This is a genomic window from Planctomonas sp. JC2975 (assembly GCF_012985205.1).
Lineage (GTDB): Bacteria > Actinomycetota > Actinomycetes > Actinomycetales > Microbacteriaceae > Humibacter.
On record NZ_JABEKS010000001.1, the window covers coordinates 1,852,578 to 1,871,095 of the forward strand.

At 68.2% G+C, this 18,518-nt stretch carries 8 protein-coding genes; all 8 read right to left on the bottom strand.

Annotation, left to right across the window (positions count from 1 at the left end; translation table 11 throughout):
* Position 1: 1 nt before the first annotated feature.
* The 8 genes from HII28_RS08435 to HII28_RS08470 all read right to left on the bottom strand — a co-directional run bounded on the left by HII28_RS08435 (position 2) and on the right by HII28_RS08470 (position 18,293).
* The gene (locus HII28_RS08435; protein ID WP_170024992.1) at positions 2 to 5,479 is read right to left on the bottom strand and encodes a DUF6531 domain-containing protein; all 5,478 of its coding nucleotides are present in this window, start codon (positions 5,477 to 5,479) and stop codon (positions 2 to 4) included.
* A gap of 110 nt (positions 5,480 to 5,589) precedes the next feature.
* The gene (locus tag HII28_RS20180) at positions 5,590 to 6,024 is read right to left on the bottom strand and encodes a hypothetical protein (RefSeq protein ID WP_240977273.1); all 435 of its coding nucleotides are present in this window, start codon (positions 6,022 to 6,024) and stop codon (positions 5,590 to 5,592) included.
* Between the two features lie 36 nt (positions 6,025 to 6,060).
* Positions 6,061 to 6,636, bottom strand: a complete 576-nt coding sequence (locus tag HII28_RS08445; protein ID WP_170024993.1) for a hypothetical protein — start codon at positions 6,634 to 6,636, stop codon at positions 6,061 to 6,063.
* Positions 6,637 to 6,678: 42 nt separating this feature from the next.
* Positions 6,679 to 7,101: a hypothetical protein gene (locus HII28_RS08450; protein WP_170024994.1), complete on the bottom strand. Its 423-nt coding sequence runs from the start codon at positions 7,099 to 7,101 to the stop codon at positions 6,679 to 6,681.
* Positions 7,102 to 7,105: 4 nt separating this feature from the next.
* A complete protein-coding gene (locus HII28_RS08455; protein WP_170024995.1) occupies positions 7,106 to 12,487 on the bottom strand; it encodes a DUF6531 domain-containing protein in 5,382 nt (1,793 codons plus the stop codon).
* Positions 12,488 to 12,595: 108 nt separating this feature from the next.
* Positions 12,596 to 12,880, bottom strand: a complete 285-nt coding sequence (locus tag HII28_RS08460) for a pyrophosphorylase (RefSeq protein ID WP_170024996.1) — start codon at positions 12,878 to 12,880, stop codon at positions 12,596 to 12,598.
* Positions 12,881 to 13,106: 226 nt separating this feature from the next.
* Positions 13,107 to 13,718: a hypothetical protein gene (locus HII28_RS08465; protein WP_170024997.1), complete on the bottom strand. Its 612-nt coding sequence runs from the start codon at positions 13,716 to 13,718 to the stop codon at positions 13,107 to 13,109.
* Positions 13,719 to 13,790: 72 nt separating this feature from the next.
* Positions 13,791 to 18,293 carry an FtsK/SpoIIIE domain-containing protein gene (locus HII28_RS08470; protein WP_170024998.1) on the bottom strand — a complete coding sequence of 1,501 codons (4,503 nt, stop codon included), beginning with the start codon at positions 18,291 to 18,293 and terminating at the stop codon, positions 13,791 to 13,793.
* Between the last annotated feature and the right edge of the window lie 225 nt (positions 18,294 to 18,518).

The window sequence follows — 18,518 nt, forward strand, 5'->3', positions numbered from 1 at the left end:
GTCATCCACCCACCGCGTCGATTCCAGGGCCCTCCGCCGAGCCGATGAGGCCGCCGATGGCTGCGGATCCGACCATGGCTCGCGTGTTGCCGTTGGCCATGTTCGTCACTCCGCTCCAGCTCCGCGTACCGAAATACGACTGTTGTTCGAGACTATTCACTGCCGCCGGTCCCGGGATGTACCCCGTGGCGACGCTCGTCGCTGCGCCCGCGCCACCGGACACCGCGACGTGCTGCCAGTTGATCGGCTGGCCCGGGCTCGAGACGACCTGGGTCGTGACGTCACCCGCGGCTCCTCCAGCAGCGTTGATTCCGGCGGTGACGGTCTTGGCGACCACGCTCGTCGTCGCTCCTTCGGCGCCGCCAAGAATGTTGCGCGCGACAGTTCCGCCGGCAGGACCCGCGCCACCGCCGATGGCACCGCCGACACCGCCTCCGACGAAGGCGCCGGCCGCGCCCTGCCAGGACAGGTGACTGTGGTTCGTGATCAGGTAGGTCGCCTCGCTGCCCAGCGCTCCGATGCCTCCGTTGAGGCCGACCGAGTAGGCGAGCGCAGTCGCACCGTTTGCAGCAGCGGAAACTCCCGCAGCCCAGGCTCCGGCACCACCGGTCGCCGCACCGACGACCGCTGTGACGGCGACCTGCCCCCAGTCGACCTTGCCGGTCGTCGCCTTCTGGATGGCCGTGTCGGCACCGCCCGCGATGAGCGCACCGGACGCCGCCATGAGCGCGATGCCCGCCGGTCCCCCGACGCCCGTGCACATGAGCGCGATGCCGCCCACGATGGCCGCCCCGGCGACCAGGTACTCCCAGTTGTCGCCCACCCAGTGGGTCGTTGCATCCCACGCCTTGGACAGCCAGCCCTGCGTCTGCTTGCGCAGTTCGTCGTCGGTGAGGGGGTGCAATCCGGTCGGATCGCTGAACGCCAGCGGGTTGTTGCCCGCATAGCTGTACGGATTCGAGGCCCAGCCGGCGCCCGGCACCGGCGGAAGCGGATCCGTCGCCAAGAACCCGTGCGTCGCCGGATCGTAGGTGCGCGCGCCGAGCCATTCCAGCGGCGCGAAGCCGGCGCTCCGCGCGAGAGACAGGGTGCCCGACGCGGTGAGCCCGAAGCCGTCCGGCAGAGTCGCCACCGAAGCGATCTGCCACGGGTTGGTCGAATCCCCGCGGGTCGTGCGCCAGCCTGCGGTGATCCAGCGGTCGCCGATGCCCGTGACCGGACCCAGCGGCAGGACCGGGACACTGCCCACGCCCACAAGAGTGGGCACCGTGGCGGCGGTGTCCCACCACAGGGTGTTCGAGCCGGCCTCGGTGAGCTGACCGATGGCATCCGTTTCGAACACCGTCGTCGCTCCGTCACCGCCGGTGCTCGTGCTCGTCAGCCCGGAGAGCCAGCCGGTGGCCGTCCACTCGTAGCTGCGTACCGTGCCGTCGGGAAGGACGGTGCGCGTGCGGGCGCCATCCGGATCGTATTCGTGTCTCGTCGTCGTGCCGTCGCCGTGATGCACTGCGACCAGCTGGCCGGCCGGGTCATAGCTGTACGACTCCAGCGCACCACCGACGGTCTGGCTTGCGACACGACCTCCGAGGTCGAAGCTCCAGGACTGGCTGACGCCGTCCGCGACGAGTTCCGTGAGCTGTTCGGCGACGTCGTATCCGTATCGCGTGCTGACGCCATCGCGGGTGATGGAACTGATGCGGCCGTCGGCATCGCGGTCGATGACGGTGTCGGATGTCTCGTCGCCCGTCACCGCCGTGTGCGACGTGATGACGCCATCCGTCCACGCCCAGGTCTGCCGCGTGACCCGCCCCCGCGGGTCGCTGGTCTCGGCCGCCACCAGCCGTCCGGCGGCATCGTGCCTCAGCATGGTCGAGCCGAGCACGGGATGCTCGACCCGCTCGAGCCGCCCGGCGTCGTCGTAGTGGTACGACGTCGTGCGGCCGAACGCATCGACCATGCTCGTGCGACGTCCTGCGCGGTCGTAGGTCCACGTCAGGCTCCGGTCCGTGCCGTCCGACGAGATCCTGCTGTGACGCACGAGCCGTCCGGCACGATCCCACTGCTTGAGGTGCGTCAGCTCCTCGGCGCCCGTGCGGTCGAGGATACTGACGGCACGGCCGGCGGTGTCGTACGTGTTCGAGGCGATGACCTCGCCGTCGACGCTCGTGCTCTCGACCGCGCCGAATGCGTCGTAGGCGAATGCCAACCGGTGTCCGTCCGGCGACTGCTGCCAGAGCTGGCGTCCCGCGGGATCGTAGCCGGCGGTTGTCGACCGGCCGAGCGGATCCGTCTCGGCGACCAGACGGTCCATGGCGTCCCACGTGTGCTGAGTGACGGCGCCGAACGGATCGATGACGCGAGTCAGCCGCCCGTTGGCGTCGTACTCGAAGCGCGTGACCGCGCCGAGCCCGTTCGTGACGGCGATGAGCTGGCCGGCCAGGTCGTAGCCGAAGCGACGCGTGCCCCACCAGGTGTCGAGAGCCGACGCGACCCGACCGCACTTGTCGTACGTGTACGTCGCGGTACCCGATCCTGGCTGGTGCACCTGCGTCAGACGACCGCACGCGTCGTATCGCGCCCACGCGGCATCCCCGCCCGGCAGGATCTGCCTGACGAGGCGGGAATCGGCGTCGTACTCGCGCGTGGTCACTGCGCCGTCATGAGCGATCACCTGCGAGAGCCGCCCGCACGAGTCGTATGCGTATCCGGTGGTCACACCGGTGGGGTCGGTGACCTTCACCGGCCGCCCGGCAGCATCGCGGACGATCAGGGTGAGGGCGCCCTCGGCATCGAGGAGCTCGACGACTCGACCGCCGGCGTCGTAGACGTAGGTGAGCACGTCGTCGTCGGCCGTGGCGATCGTCTGCGCCCTGCCGAGCGAATCCAGTCGGATTGTCGTCGCGAGCAGGCCCTCGTCGACCGCGACGGTGTTGTCGGTGCGATCCGCTGTGACGGTGCGCACGACGCCCGTCGGATCCTCCGTGGCCGTCAGGTCACCGTCAGCGTCGAACCTGTTGCGCCATGCGCCGCCCGTGGGATCGATGGTCTCGACCAGGCGCGAGAGCGCGTCGTGCGTGTACGACCAGGTCGATCCGTCGGGCAGACGCAGGCTGGCGAGGTTGCCCAGATCGTCCACGGCGCGGATCGCAACGCGACCCAGCGGATCCGTCGTGCGCGATTCGCTGCCGTCGGGGCCGTACCCGAACTCGGTGCGCCCGCCGTCCGGTGCGATCTGTGCCGAAAGCCGTCCCGCTGCGGTGTGCTCGTACCTCCACAGGGCGCCGTCGGGGTCGCGTCGGCTCACCAGCACGCCTGCGGCGTCGTAGCCGTAGTCGGTGCGATGGCCCGACGGGGTGATCGCGCGGGAAACCCGACCAGCGGCATCCCGCTCGAGACGCGCCGTGCCGCCGACCGCGTTGGTGGACGACACGAGCTCGCCGTTGGCGTCGTAGCCGAACCGGAGCACGACTCCCGTCGGATCGGTGACCTCGGAGAGGAGCCCGCGTTCCCACACCATCGAGGTGCGTCCGCCGACCGGATCGACGATGACCGAAGGATTGCGGTTCTCGCTGTCGTACGCGTACGTGGTGACGGCATTCGCACCGTCATCGATGCCGGCGACCACCGTCACGATACGGTCCTTGTCGTCGTAGCCGTACTGCACGTCGGCGCCGGACGGCGACAGCTCGCGGATGAGCCTGCCGCGCTCGTCGTACTCGCGAACCGTTCGCTGTCCCATGCGATCGGTCGCTTCGATCATGCCGCCGTACGCGTCCCAGGCGTAGGACTGACTGTTGCCATGGGCATCGATCACGCCCGTCAGACGACCGCTCGGATCGGCGATCCAGGCGTTGGAACGCTCACCGTCGGTGTCGGCGACCTCGGTGATCCCGCCGGGAAGGTAGCTGTAGCGGCTGACGCGGCCGAACGGAGAGCGCTGCCAGGCCACGCGACCCTCGTCGTCGTAGCCGTTGACCACCTCCACTACTCCGTCGGCGTCGATCACCTGTTCGACGAGTCCCGAGGAGTCGCCCCAGACATACCGCCGCGCACCGGCCGGTCCGGATGCTTCGACGAGGCGCCCGGATTCGTCGTACCGGTACGCGACCTGCCGTCCGTCGGACGCCGTGGCCCGGACGATCCGGTCGCCCGACCACTCCACCGACACAGAGCGGCCGCGTTCGTGGATGAGGCCGGCGAACCTGCCGTCGGGGTCGTATCCGACCTCTACACGCGTGCCCGCACCGCGGTCGAAGGACACCAGCCGCCCGACCTCGTCGAAGAGCCACCGCCCGCCCGCGTTGTCGGTGACGACGAGCGCGTCGCCGCGGCGAGCCAGCCAGTACGAGGAGCCGACGGCGCGGTCCCAGGCGTCGTCACGACGAGGGAAGACGATGTGGCGGCCGTCGGCGAGCACCCAGCGGGCAGACTCTTCGGTCAGGATCAGCCGGGCCTCCGACCACGACGACCAGCCAGGGCCGAAGGCGCCGACCGTCGTCGCGGCCGAGTTGTAGTCACGCGTGAAGGCCAGCGCGGAGCTGGCCTCGCTGAAGGCGAGGTCGGTCTCGGGCTCGGTGAAGTTGCCGGTGGCGGTGTTCACCGGGTCGTCGGCATATCCACTGGTCGGCACCCCGCCGAGCACGCTCGGCATGTCGATCGTCAGATCTGTACGCGAGGCGGACACATGCGCGGCAGCCAACGCAGCAGCCAGTGCCTGGTTCGACAGCGTGCGCAGACTGCCCGAACCGCCCGCCTTCTCGAACGCACCGGCGATGGTGTTCGCCCAGGTCACCTCCTGCTTGTTCGCATCGATGAACTGCTGAAAACCGAGCACCACACCAGAGGCATCCAAACTCCCCCACCCGCACGAGGCCGCGAACGCCGCATAGGCCTTCTGAACGGCCGTGTGCTGCGTGGTCAACGTCGTGTCATCCGACGTGGTCGACGTGGCGAAGGACCGCAGATTCGCCGGAATCGCCGACGACGTGCCGGACGGCGTCCCACCACCGGAACCCGGCTGCGGCGTCTCCCGGGTACCCGCAGGCGGCTTCGGCGCAGAGTGATGCACCTGCGGCTCAGCATCCGGAACCGACGGAGCATCACCACCCCACAACGAGGAAACGTCGTCCCACCCCTTCTCGAACACGTTGCGATGCTTCTGCTGGTCCTCCCACTGACGCGCCTTCACCCGACGCTGCTGCTCAGCATCCGCCGACTTCTGCAACTCAGTAGTGAACTTCGCCACCTGCCGCAGAGCAGATGCCACCTCCGTGGCATCCGACACCTGCGTGGTGCCGTTGGTGTGGAACAGCGTCGAAAAGTACCCCTTGAACTGATCCGATCCCGTCGAGCGCGCCGAACTCCGCGACCCCTTCTGCCCATCGATCGCATCCGCCGCGCTATTGCACGCCGACACCAACGCCGCAGCATCCGAATCGGAGAACTTCACGTTCTCCTTGTATGCGCCCAGATCACCCATCGCCCGTCATCCCCACCCGAAGGACACCCACCATGACGGGGAACGGCACGGCCTCGCGACCGACCCGTTCCCACCGGTCCCCTCGGGAACCGGTCACATCACGGGAGGGGTCAGTTGCCGCCGCCGGCGGTGAAGATGTTCGTCGAGATCGACTTCAACTCACGATGCAGCTCATCCAACTTCTGAATCGCATTCTTCAACGCCGTATTCGTCGTCGGCCACGTGTCATTACGGAACGTCTCCGCCAACGGACCATCCCAATTATTCGGCTCAGACAAAATCTTGCCCTGCGCATCCAAAGCACTGATCTGATCCGTCAAACCACCATTGATGATCGACTGAATCTGCGAAATGGCCGACTTCGCAGCCTCAGTAGACAAAACACGAGAAGACACAGAAATCCCCTGTTCATAGACCTGCGACCTGCAGGATCGACGAGACGCCGCCGCGCATGCACCGTTGCGGCACGACGCAGAAGCGAAACCTGAACTGTCGTCTGGTCCGAAGGCCGAACCGGCGACGACCACGAGGCTACCGGTGGACACCAGCCGAGTGGAATGGGGAGTACTCCCCATGACGCGTCAGAACGGCTGGGAGGTGTCCGGGATCGGAAGATCGGAGCGGTTGGTGTGCAGATAGTCGATCAGTTGCGGGTATCCGAGCATCAGCCGGTTGGCCGAGAACAGCCGCTTCTTCGGCGAGCGAGCGATCACGCCCCCGTAGTTGTTGCGTGACAGCGGGGCAAGTTTCGCAATCTCACCAACAGGCACCTTGGTCGGTGCGCCGCTCCACCCGAACACCCACACCGAGTCGGGCGTGACCTCGAGGCGCGCCCTGGACACACCGCGCGCCATCCAGAGGAAGAGCAGTCCGGCGAGCCCGAGGATCACGCCGAACGGGCCGCCCCCGGCGGACGATCCGCCGAGCACCACCGCGAGCACCACGAGCACGATGCCTCCCGCGATGAGGAGAATGCCGACCCACCCGAGCACGCGGCTCTGCCACCCCCTGCTCGACACGACGAACAGCACGTCGGGTTGCGTCGCCTGACGCGTGGATGCGTTCTGTCCCCGGCGAACGACCGTCGACATGATGATGAGGATGGCGACCAGCACCACAGCCGTGATCAGCAGGCTCAGCAGGATCCGTACGAACACTCGTTCATCCTCCGTTCCAGGCGCAGACCGTTGGCGAGTCTATTACGGTGCAGGACGCCACGCCTGCGCGTTGGGCGAGGAGACCCGCAGCTGCAGGTAGACGCGCGAGAGCCATCCGAACTGGAACCGATAGCGGGAATGCGGCGAGAAGTCCCGTGCGATTGCCCGCGCGTTGCCGGAGTCCACACCATTCGAGAGCCAGATCGTGCCGCAGCTCGACGGAATCTCCACGGCCCACTCCGCAGCTCTTCCTGCCACCACCGCATGGGCGGAGTACGCCTCGCAGGTCACCCACTGCTCGTCGGCCCGATCCAGCGCAGGGGCGGAGAAGATGAACGTCGCGGCCAGGGCGACGACGACCAAGATCACGCTGATCGCGATGGTTCCGATGCGCTTGGTGACGCGCGGACTCAGTGCAGCCGGCCTCCCCGGCCGCACTGAGTCTCGCTCGCTCGATTCCGGCACTGCGTCAGTGCGCTGCGTGAGCCGGATGCGAGCCCGGACTGTAAGCGCCCATCACCGTGCCGACGAATCCGGTGCGGGCGAGGGCGCCGGGATCACGGTCGCCGTCCGCGTAGTCGTTGGCCGTCGCGATGACGCCGGCGGTGCCGTGCGTTGCGGCGAAGGCCGCTGCCTTGCCGCCGTAGTTCGGCGGTGCGGCGTGCCGCCCGACGCCCGCCGCATGCTCGGGCATGTGCACACCGTCCGGGTGCAGCTTCGATGCCACTGCACTCGAGATCTTGCTGCCCGCCGCCTCGGTGAACGCCGATCCTGCCGCACCCGTGGCGGCGCCGGCGACCAGACCCGTCGCGCCGTGACCGAGCGCCCCCGTGACAGTGTGCGGTCCAGGACCCGTGAAGTAGTTGTACTCCCCGAGCACGACGCCGCCGGTACCGCCCGCGACGGCTCCGGATACCGCAGCGGCTTTGATCCCCGTCATTCCGAGCTTCGCGGCGACCCCGAAGTCGCCGATGCCGCCCAGTGCGCCGGACAGCACGACCTCGCCGTAGTTGACGGTGCCCGTCGTGGCCTTCTGGATCAGCGTGTCAGCGCCGGCGGACAGCAGCATGGCTCCCGCCGGTCCGCCGACACCGGTGATCATGAGCGCGCCGCCCGCGACGACCATGACGCCGCCGATGACCCAGGCTCCCCAGCCGGTCGTCGCCCATTTCGACACGCTGTTCCACGTGTCGCCGGCCCACTTGGTCGTGCTGTCCCACGCGTCGGCCAGCCAGCCCTGGGTCTGCTTGCGCAGTTCGTCGTCGGTGAGCGGATGCAGACCCGTCGGGTCGCTGAAGGCGAGCGGGTTGTTGCCAGCGTAGTTGTACGGGTTGCCTGCCCAGCCCGCGCCGACGACGGGCGGGACCGGGTCGGTCGCGAGGAAGCCCCGCGTCGCGGGATCGTACGGACGCGCGCCGAGCCACTCCAGCAGATCCGCTCCCGCGCCGATGGTCAGGGTGCCCGTCGGCGTGATGCCGAGGCCACCGGAGAGTCCGACGGTGGCGCCGGTCCGCCACGGATCCACGGTGTCGTTGCGTCCAGCGCGCCATCCCGGTGTCGACCACGATGAGCCGATGCCCGTCACCGTGCCGAGCGGGAGCACCGCGGTGTCTCCGACCCCGACGAGGGTTGGGACGGCCGCCGCCGCATCCCACCAGACCGGGTCGGACCCGACCGCGGAGAGGCGACCCGTTGCATCCGTGTGCGCAGTGGTGCTGCGGCGTTCCCCGGTGCTCGTCGTGTCGGTCAGGCGGCTGAGCCGACCGGCGACCGTCCACTCGTACTCACGAGCGGATCCGTCGGCATTCAGGGTGCGCGTGCGGCGACCGCTCGGGTCATAGGTGTGGTCGGTGGTGGTGCCGTCGTCGTGATGCACCGCGATCAGCTGGCCGGCGGGGTCGTATCCATACGTCTCGGACCGCCCGCCGTCGACGCTGCTCACGATGCGCCCGTTCGTGTCGAACGCCCAGACCTGTTCAAGCCCTTCGGTGATGGCGGAGGTCAGTTCCTCGGCGAGGTCATAGCCGTAGCGCGTCGTGATTCCGTCGCGGGTGATCGCCTCCACCCTGCCTTCGGAGTCACGCTCGATGAGCGTGTTCTGGCGTCCGGCGGCGCCGGTGATCGTGTGGGCTGTGACGTCGCCGTCGACTCTCTCCCAGGTCTGCCGGGTGGTGTTGCCCTCTGCGTCGACCGCGATCGCCGTGACCACCTCGCCCGCACCGTCGTACGTGAGCGCAACCGTGCCCAGCGCCGGATGCTCCACGCTCGTCAGCCGGCCCGCGGAGTCGTATGCGTAGCTCGTCGTGCGACCGAAGGCATCCACCATCGCCGTGCGGCGCCCGGCGCGGTCGTAGCTCCACGTGATCTCCGCTGCCTCGCCGCCGTCGACCGTTCGACTGTCGCGGAGGATGCGGCCGACGCGATCCCATTCCCTCGTATGCGTCACAGGTGACGAACCGCTGAAGTCGTCGACCGTCTGGACGCGGGCACGCAGGTCACGCGTGACCGTGCAGATCATCGTGCCATCGAGGGTGGTGGAGGTCTCCCGCCCCGAGGCGTCGAAGCCGAAGCCGAAACGGTGTCCGTCCGGCGTCTGCTGCCACACCTGCCGCCCGGCCAGGTCGTAGCCGGCGGACGTGACTCGGCCGAGCGGATCGGTTTCGGACACGAGACGGTTCATGCCGTCCCATTCGCGGCTCGTCACTGCACCCGCCGGGTCGATGATGCGCACGAGTCGGCTGTTCTGGTCGTACTCATACCGCGTGACGCCACCGAGTCCGTTGGTCACGGCCACCAGCTGTCCGGCGACGTCGTACGTGAATCGACGCGTGCCCCACCAGCGATCGGCAGCAGAAGCGACGCGTCCGCACCTGTCGTAGGTGTATGTGGACGTACCCGAGCCCGGCTGGTGCAGCCGCAGGAGCCGGCCGCACAGGTCGTACTTCGCCCAGGCCGCGTCGCCGTTGGCGAGCACTTGGCGCACCAGCAGAGAGTCCGCGTCGTACTCGCGGGTCGCGATGGTGCCGTCGGGGCCGATCACCTCCACGAGGCGTCCGCACGCGTCGTACGCGTATCGGGTCGTCACGCCCGTCGGGTCGGTGACCTCCACCGGCCGGCCGGCGAGATCCCGACGGATCTGCGTCAGCGAGCCCTCTCCGTCGAGGATCTCCACGACACGTCCGCAGGCGTCGTAGACGTACGTGCGGGTGTCCTCATCTCCGGAGGTCGCGCTCACCGGACGGCCGAGCGCGTCGCGCCGGAGCGTCGCGGCCAGGAGCCCGTCGTCGACGGTTTCCGAATTGCCCGCGCGATCGATCGTCGAGGCGCGGGAGGCGCCCGTCGGATCGGTCGCGGCGACCAGTTCGCCGTTCGCGTCGTAGCTGTTGACCCACACGCCACCGGTCGGGTCCACCGTCTCGACGAGGCGGGAGAGCGAGTCGTGCGTGTAGGACCACGTGGATCCGTCCGGAAGCTCCACCGAGGCGACGTTCCCGATGTCGTCCAGCACTCGCGCGATCGATCGGCCGAGCGGATCGATCGTCCGCGTCTCCTCACCGGTCGGTCCGTACTCGATCTCGGTGCGTCCGCCGTCCGGCGCCACTTCGGCGGTCAGTCGTCCGGCGACGCTGTGCTCGAAGCGCCACACCGCTCCGTCGGGGTCGCGGCGGCCGATCAGCAGTCCGGCGTCGTCATAGGTGTAGGCAGTGCGGTGTCCGGACGGCGTCACGGCGGCGATCACGCGTCCCGCGGAGTCCCGCTCCAGCCGAGCGGAAGCCCCGAGCGCGTTCGTCGTCGCGACGAGGTCGCCGCGCGCGTCGTAGTCGAAGCGCAGGACGACGCCGGTGGGATCGGTCACCTGCGTCAGCAGATTGTCGTCCCACGCCATGGTGGTGCGTCCGCCGACCGGATCGAGGATCACCGAAGGATTGCGGTTCTCGCCGTCGTATTCGTAGGTGGTGACGGCATCCGACCCCCCGTCGTCCGCGGCCCCGACCACGACCGTGATGACACGGTCCAGCTCGTCGTGGCCGTACTGCACATCGGCTCCGGTCGGCAGCACCTCGTGGACCAGGCGCCCGCGCTCGTCGTACTCCCGCACGGTGCGCTGACCGACGCGATCCGTGACCTCGAGCAGGTCGCCGTGAGTGTCCCACACGTACGACTGGCTGTTGCCATGGGAATCGATGACGTTCGTCAGACGGCCGAGCGCGTCGGCGATCCAGGTGTTCGCCCGCTCACCGTCGGTGTCGGCCACCTCCGTGACGCCACCGGGAAGGTAGCTGTACCGGCTGAGGCGACCGAACGGAGAGCGCTGGGACGCGACGCGACCCTTGGCGTCGTACTCATTGAGCACCTCGACGACCCCGTCGGCGTCGATGACCTGCTCGACCAGGCCGGATGCCTCGCCCCACACGTAGTTCCGGCGGCCGGTCGGGCCTGTGGCACCGGTCAGTCGGCCCTGCGCGTCGTAGTGGAACGCGACGACGCGCCCATCGGATGCCGCAAGCGACACGACCCGGCTGTCCTGCCACTCCAGCGAGACCGAGCGTCCGCGCTCGTGGACGAGCCCCTCAAGTCGTCCGTCGACGCCGTACATCGCGTCGATACGCGTGCCGGCTCCGCGCTCGAAGTATTCGAGCCTGCCCGCTGTCGTGAACTTCCAGCGACCACCGGTGTTGTCCGAGGCGACGAATCCGTCGCCGAACAGCTCCAACCAGTAGGACGCGCCGGTCGCCCTGCCCCAGCCGTCGTCGGTGCGGGGGAAAACGATGTGACGGCCGTCGGGCTGAACCCAGCGCGCCGCATCCGGGGTGATCAGCAGGCCGATCTCGGTCCACGAAGCCCATCCGGGGCCGAACGCGCCGACCGTCTCGCTCGCCGAGTTGTAGGTGCGGGTGAAGCCGAGGGTGCTGCATCCACCGTCGAAGGCGAGGTCGGTCTCGGGCTCGGTGAAGTTGCCGGTGGCGGTGTTCACCGGGTCGTCGGCGTATCCGCTGGTCGGCACGCCACCGAGTGCGCTGGGCATGTCGATGGTGAGGTCGGTGCGGGACGCATTCACGTGCGCGGCTGCAAGAGCTGCGGCCAACGCCTGGTTCGAGAGCGTGCGCAGGCTGCCCGAACCGCCCGCCTTGTCGAAAGCACCGGCGATGGTGTTGGCCCAGGTCACCTCCTGCTTGTTCGCATCGATGAACTGCTGAAAACCGAGCACGACGCCGCCGGCTTCCAGGCTTCCCCAACCGCACGATGCGGTGAAGGCCGCATACGCCTTCTGGACGGCCGTGTGATGCGTGGTCAGCGTCGTGTCATCCGACGTGGTCGAGGTGGCGAAGGACCGTAGATTGGCGGGAATCGCGGACGACGTGCCGGAGGGAACACCACCTCCCGAACCTGGCTGCGGCGTCTCCCGTGAACCGGCGGGCGGCTTCGGCGCTGAGTGGTGCACCTGCGGCTCCGCGTCCGGAACCGGCGGAGCGTCCCCACCCCAGAGGTGGGACACGTCGTCCCATCCCTTCTCGAACATGTTGCGGTGCTTCTGCTGGTCCTCCCACTGACGCGCCTTCACCCGACGCTGCTGCTCGGCATCCGCCGACTTCTGCAGCTCGACGGTGTACTTCGCCACCTGCCGCAGAGCAGATGACACCTCCGTGGCATCCGACACCTGCGTGGTCCCGTTGGTGTGGAACAGCGTCGAGAAATACCCCTTGAACTGATCCAGACCCGTCGACCGCGCCGACGACCGCGACCCCTTCTGCCCATCGATCGCATCCGCAGCGTTATTACACGCCGACACCAACGCCTGAGCATCCGAATCGGAGAACTTCACGTTCTCCTTGTTCCCGCCGGGAGCCATTCCACTCAACCCTTTCCACACGAACGCTCTTCATGACGAACGGGCACGGCCTCATGACCGGCCCGTCCGTCGCGGCCCCGTCGATGGAGCCGGTGGTGCTTGGAGGTGCTAGTTGCCGCCGCCGGCGGTGAAGATGTTCGTCGAGATCGACTTCAACTCACGATGCAACTCATCCAACTTCTGAATCGCATTCTTCAACGCCGTATTCGTCGTCGGCCACGTGTCATTACGGAACGTCTCCGCCAACGGACCATCCCAATTATTCGGCTCAGACAAAATCTTGCCCTGCGCATCCAAAGCACTGATCTGATCCGTCAAACCACCATTGATGATCGACTGAATCTGCGAAATGGCCGACTTCGCAGCCTCAGTAGACAAAACACGAGAAGACATAGAAATCCCCACTACACATACCCGCGGAACGCGGGAAACGATGAGACGCCGCCGCGCAGTGGCAGCACTGCGAGAAGACGAAACCCTTGGACAGGCCACTCATCCGGCGGCAGCCGAACCAGCGACGACCACGATGCTATCGACACCCGCCAACGGCGAGGAATGGGGACCACTCCCCATGGGTGCCACCTCATGACGGTCTGTGCCCGAGATCGAAAGACGCGAGTCATCGCCCATCGCGAGCCGGCGTCTGCAACGGCCATGAGGCATCGGGGATGACCAGATCGGGCCTGCGCTCCCGCAAGAAGTCGATCAGCTGCGGGTAGCCGAGCATGATGCGCGTCGCGGAGAACGACTGCTCGGCCGCCGTCTTGGCGACGATCCCGCCGTAGTTGCTCGACCTGCGCGAGGTCAGTTCGGTGATGTCCGATATGGCGGTTTCGCGTGGCGCGCCGGCCAGCGGGAACGCGAACACCGCATCCGGCGTCACCTCGAGCCGGAGCCGCGCCATGCCATGGGCCAGCCACACCATGAAGACGCCGACCACGACGAAGAGCGACCCGACGATCCCCATCGCCAGGTTCGACGTCTCGCCGGCACCCGAGAGTGCTGAGAGGAACAGGAGCAGACCGACCGCGATGGCGATGATGCCGGCGACGCGCATCAGCACCCGCTGCCAGCGCCGCAGGCTGACGACGAACTGCACGCCATCGCGCGTCGACTTCCATGCCGACGTCGACGGCGCGTTGCGCACCCTGCCGGCGACGAGTGCCGTCACGATCGCCATGATGACCAGCGGGAGAAGGAGACTGATCACGACCCCGACGGTCGTATTCATGTATTCCTTTCGTCGCTCATGTCATTCGGAAATGGGTCGCGCCGACGTTTCCCGGCCAGACGCCGCTCCGTGTCACGGCAGCGGAAGCTGCACCCGCTCGAACTTGCCGCGCGCGACGTACACACCGCGTCCCGGCGGGAACTCGCTGCGCGCCGAGCGCGGTAACGGCGTGTTCAGGATCATGTCGCCGTCCGTGGGGTCGGGTTGCAGCAGGAGGCCGCGACGGGCGGACTTGGCCTCGCCGATCATCCCCCAGCCGGAAGCCCATCCGCTCTGGTCGCCGTCGGCGAGCAGGAAATGGTCGCTGCGATTGACGGCTTTCAGAAGACCGGTGAGCGAGGAGTCGGCAGCCGACTGCGAGAAGTCTCCGATCGACTCGACGAAGATCCCTATCCGGATGCCGCCCTCGTTGCCCATCGCCTCCGTCAGTTCCCTGGCCAGTTCGTCCGCAGCCTCGTCGGTGGTGGCCGCACGCGCCCACATCGGTTCCCGTGAGACGGCTGACCTCGCGTTGCCGATGTAGTACATCCGCGCACTCTGGTCGAAGCGGCGGAACGACCGGGCGATCGTGAGGAACGCGGTCGTCCGACCGCTGGCGGGAGGTCCGGAGAGCACCATGGCGCCTGTCGGATCGAATCCGATCGGCACGAGATCGCCCTCGCCGATGCCAAGGACAGGCAGGCCCGCCACCCGGTCCGGGAGCGCCGACTGCGGGTACTCGACGGGAAGGGATCCGACCTCCGGGGCGGGCTTGGCACCGGCCCTGTGCATGGCCGCACCGAGCTTCGCCACGTTGGCAGACTGCTCGGAGACGATCGGTGTGCCGCCGAGCACAGCGATCTGCGTCTCGAGCTCATCGACGATGGCCCGGCCGGCCGGCGAGGTGCCCGACAGCACGTCGGCCGGTTCGCCGAGCATGCGATAACCGTCTTCGTCTGCGAGGCGCAGCACGACCTGGCGCTGAACGCTCGCTGCGACCGAACTCGGCACCGCTCCGCCGCGGTCAGCCGTGAGCGCGACGTGCATGCCCAGCTGACGTCCGTCCGTGAGCACATCGCGGAACACGTCGTACCACTGGGCGCGCATGCCCTGGCCCTCGTAGTCCTCGCGGAAGCTCGGGAAGCCATCGATGAGCAGCAGAATGCGCGGCTCATCCGGCCGGCCCGCCAGCTGCCGGTACTCGGCGATGTTGGATGCATTCGCCGCGGCGAACCGCTGGGCGCGCTCTTCCAACTGCTCGTGCATCATGCGGAGCAGGCGCACGACGCGTTCTGCGTCGTCGCCCTTCACGACGGCGCCGACGTGCGGAAGCTGCTCGAGCATCCTCAGGCTGCCCGCGCCGAAGTCGAGGCCGTAGACGTGCACGGGACCGCCACGGGGCGTGATCGCCGCGGAGCAGGCGAGCGTGCGGAGCACCGTCGACTTGCCGGAACCGCCGGTCCCGTAAACGGCGAGGTTGCCGTCGACGTCGGGCTGGAAGTAGATCGGAACCTGCTCCTGCCGATCGGGAACGTCCGCGACGCCGAGCAGGAGCTCGGAATCCGTGCGCTGTCTCAGCAGAGTCAGGTCGTAGACCGGGGCCAGTTCGTCCAGCCAGGGTCGGCGCGGAGCGGGAATGGCCGCGAGCCGCTGCGCGTCCACCATGGATGCGACCAACCGCTGCTGATCCGTCGGGCCGGGGTCGCGCTTGGTGTCTGCATCCGCATCGATGGCACCGGGGTCCTCCCAACGCACCTCACCGCCGAAGCGGAGCTCCGCGACGTCAATGCCGGCTCGATCCGGCTCGCGTCCCGTCCACCCGCCGGCATAGCCGGACTGGAAGAGCATCAGCCGTCCCGGACCGGTCTTGGCCACGCCGCGACCCGGGATGCCTGGGTCGAAGTGCGCGGCATCCTGGGTGCCGACGACGTCGCTCGAATCCGCCTCGTCTGCCATGCGGAGGGCGACGCGCAGATTGGTGTTCGCCCGCAGGTTGTCGCGGATGACGCCTGCCGGCCGCTGCGTCGCCATGATCAGGTGGATGCCGAGCGATCGACCACGCTGTGCGATGTCGACGACGCCGTCCACGAACTCGGGGACCTCGCCGACCAGCGCGGCGAACTCGTCGATCACGAGCACAAGCGCCGGCGGGCTGTCAGGGTCGCCGCGCTTCTCCAGCTCGAGCAGATCCTTCGCCTTCTTGCGGTTCAGCAGGTGCTCGCGATGGTGCAGCTCGGCGCGAAGGCTCGTGAGCGCGCGACGCACGAGATGGGGGCTGAGGTCGGTGACGAGCCCGACGCAGTGCGGCAGGCTCACGCAGTCGGCGAACGCCGAACCGCCTTTGTAGTCGACGAAGAGGAACGTGACGCGGTCCGGGCTGTACTCGGCGGCCATGCCGAGCACCCAGGCCTGCAGGAACTCGGACTTCCCCGCGCCCGTCGTACCGCCCACCAGCGCGTGCGGACCCTGGGTGCGCAGGTCGAGGTGCATCGGGTCGATGCCGCCGGATCCGACGGTGGCACGGAGCGTTCCGGCGCGACGCGGGACGGGGGCAGCACCGCTCCTGTCGTGCACCGAGTTGTTCTGGCGCCATCTGTCGACTACGGACTCGCTCGTCTCGACGAGATCGTGACCGAGCAGCGTGACGAGGGAGATCGAGCGGGGCAGGTCGCTGGAATCCGCGGCGACCGCGCCGGCATCGATGACGGCGGCCATCCGACGCGCGAAGTCCAGGGCCCCCTGGCCGTCGACGACCTCGGTGGCGACGTCGTCGATCGTCTCGCCGAGACGGACGAATCCGATGCGCCCCGTGCCGGGGACATCGCTCAGCTCGAGGTACGTGCGACAGGCGGCGGGCAGGGCGGCGACATGGTCGCTGATCCAGATCGGGTACACGCCGGCATCGGCGGCACGCTCCGCGAGTTGCACCAAGCGGGCTCGGTCGACGGCCGCGTCATCCGAGATGAGCACCACCATCGCCGGGATGGGCGCCTGCGCGCCCGGCGTCGACTCGCCCTTGGCGACATCGGCCGCGCGCTCCTGTGCCGCAGCGTCGGTCTTCATCGCGCCGCGTCGCTGCGCCTCGCGCTTCGCCAGGCGTTCGTTCACGAGGCCTTCGAGCGCGGAGAGGAGCGTGGCACCGCTGGCAGCACTGTCCGCCAGATGACCAGCCCCGATCGGAGACTGCGGGCTGGAGGTGTGCGGGATCCACTTGAGCCACTCGAGCTCCGCGGACCAGCTCGGCGACAGGATGGCGGCCACGGCCAGCTCCGCCGGGGAGTGCAACGCCGTCAGCTGAACCAGGATGGAGTTCAGGCTGCCGATCGCCTGGTGCGGGGATCCCGCGATGCCCAGGGCACCGGAGTCGTAGAGATTGTCGATGATCGGCACGCCCTCGACGTTGCGATGCCGCTCGACGACGTCGTCGAGACGCTCCTGATACTCCTTCAGGATGCCGCCCCGACCGCCCGTCTTGATGAGGTTGCGACTCGACATGGTGCCGACGCCGAGACGCACGTTCAGGAAGGACCAGTGCTCCGGACGCCTGGTCCAGAGCAGCGGGCCGCGCACGACCGCCTGCCCGAAGGCGTCTTGTGTGGATGGCGACTCCTTGGTGCGCAGGTCGCGTTCCTTCGCCGTCTCCTTCTCGAGCTCCTCGCTGAGCCCGGACAGGCTGTCGTCGAATTCGCCGACGGACTTCCTCAGCCGACGCTTCGCGCGGGTCTTCTCCGTGAGCGCGTTGCCGACCATCATCACGGGGGACATGAGGATGAAGAGCAACGACGTGATCTGCCCCGAGAACACGAACATGACCCCGCCGATGAGGAGCGGGGCGATCATCGCGAGGAGCGGGAACGGTTGCGGTTCCGCCTTCGCCGGCACCTCCGGCGCCTTGAACTCCTGTCCGACGTAGCGGGCCTCCACCTTGGGCGACCGGTTGAAGAACACCGGACCGGCCTTCGGGGCGACCCCGGCGAGCGCCTGCCGATCCGTGATCGTCAGGCGCACCTCAGAGTCGCCGATGAGGAGGGTCTCTTCACGGGTGACGCGCAGGCGCGGCACGATGCCGCCGTCGACCACTATGCCGTTCGCGCTGCCGAGGTCGACGACTTCGACGGCGTCTGATGCCTCGAACCGCACATGCCGTTTCGAGACCAGGTCGTCGTGCAGCACGATGTCGCAGCCGGGGTCGCGGCCGAGCACGGTTGTGCCGAGCGTGATCGGGAACTCGCTGCCGGCATCCGGTCCGTTGACGACCCGGAGCGTGGCGACCTGTGCGCCCCGGCCGAGGTTCTTCGGCGCGTAGTGCAGGCCGGCGTCCGCCAGCTGCACGATGGCCCCGCTGGCGATCCACGCCTCGCCGACGGGTGCTTCGGGAGGCAGCAGCACCCATTCCGATTGTCCGGGAAGCACGGCGTGCAGCGTGAGCGATGCGGGGAGGGATGCCTGCAGCGCCTGACTGCTCAGACCTGCGTTGGCGGGATCGAGCCGCGCGATCGCCGCTGCGATCTCGGAGATGCTGGCCGCGGCATCCGCTGTCACCACGATGTCGGCTGGCTGGCCGGATGGTCGATTGAGCGTCAGCTTGAGGCGCATGGCATGGACTCCAGGAGGACCGAGGCGGTGCCGCGATTCGGGTCACCGATGCCGCGGGAGGCGTCCGCCGCGACCCGTCAACCCTACCGGTGCCACGGATGCGGTCAGACAGCGCAGTTCACTGCGCGTGAGGGCTGCTCGGAGGCTCGGTTCACATCCACCAGCCCATTGGTCGGTCATGAACCGACTGGACCACAAGCACCCGTATTGCTCCTGTGCATCGAA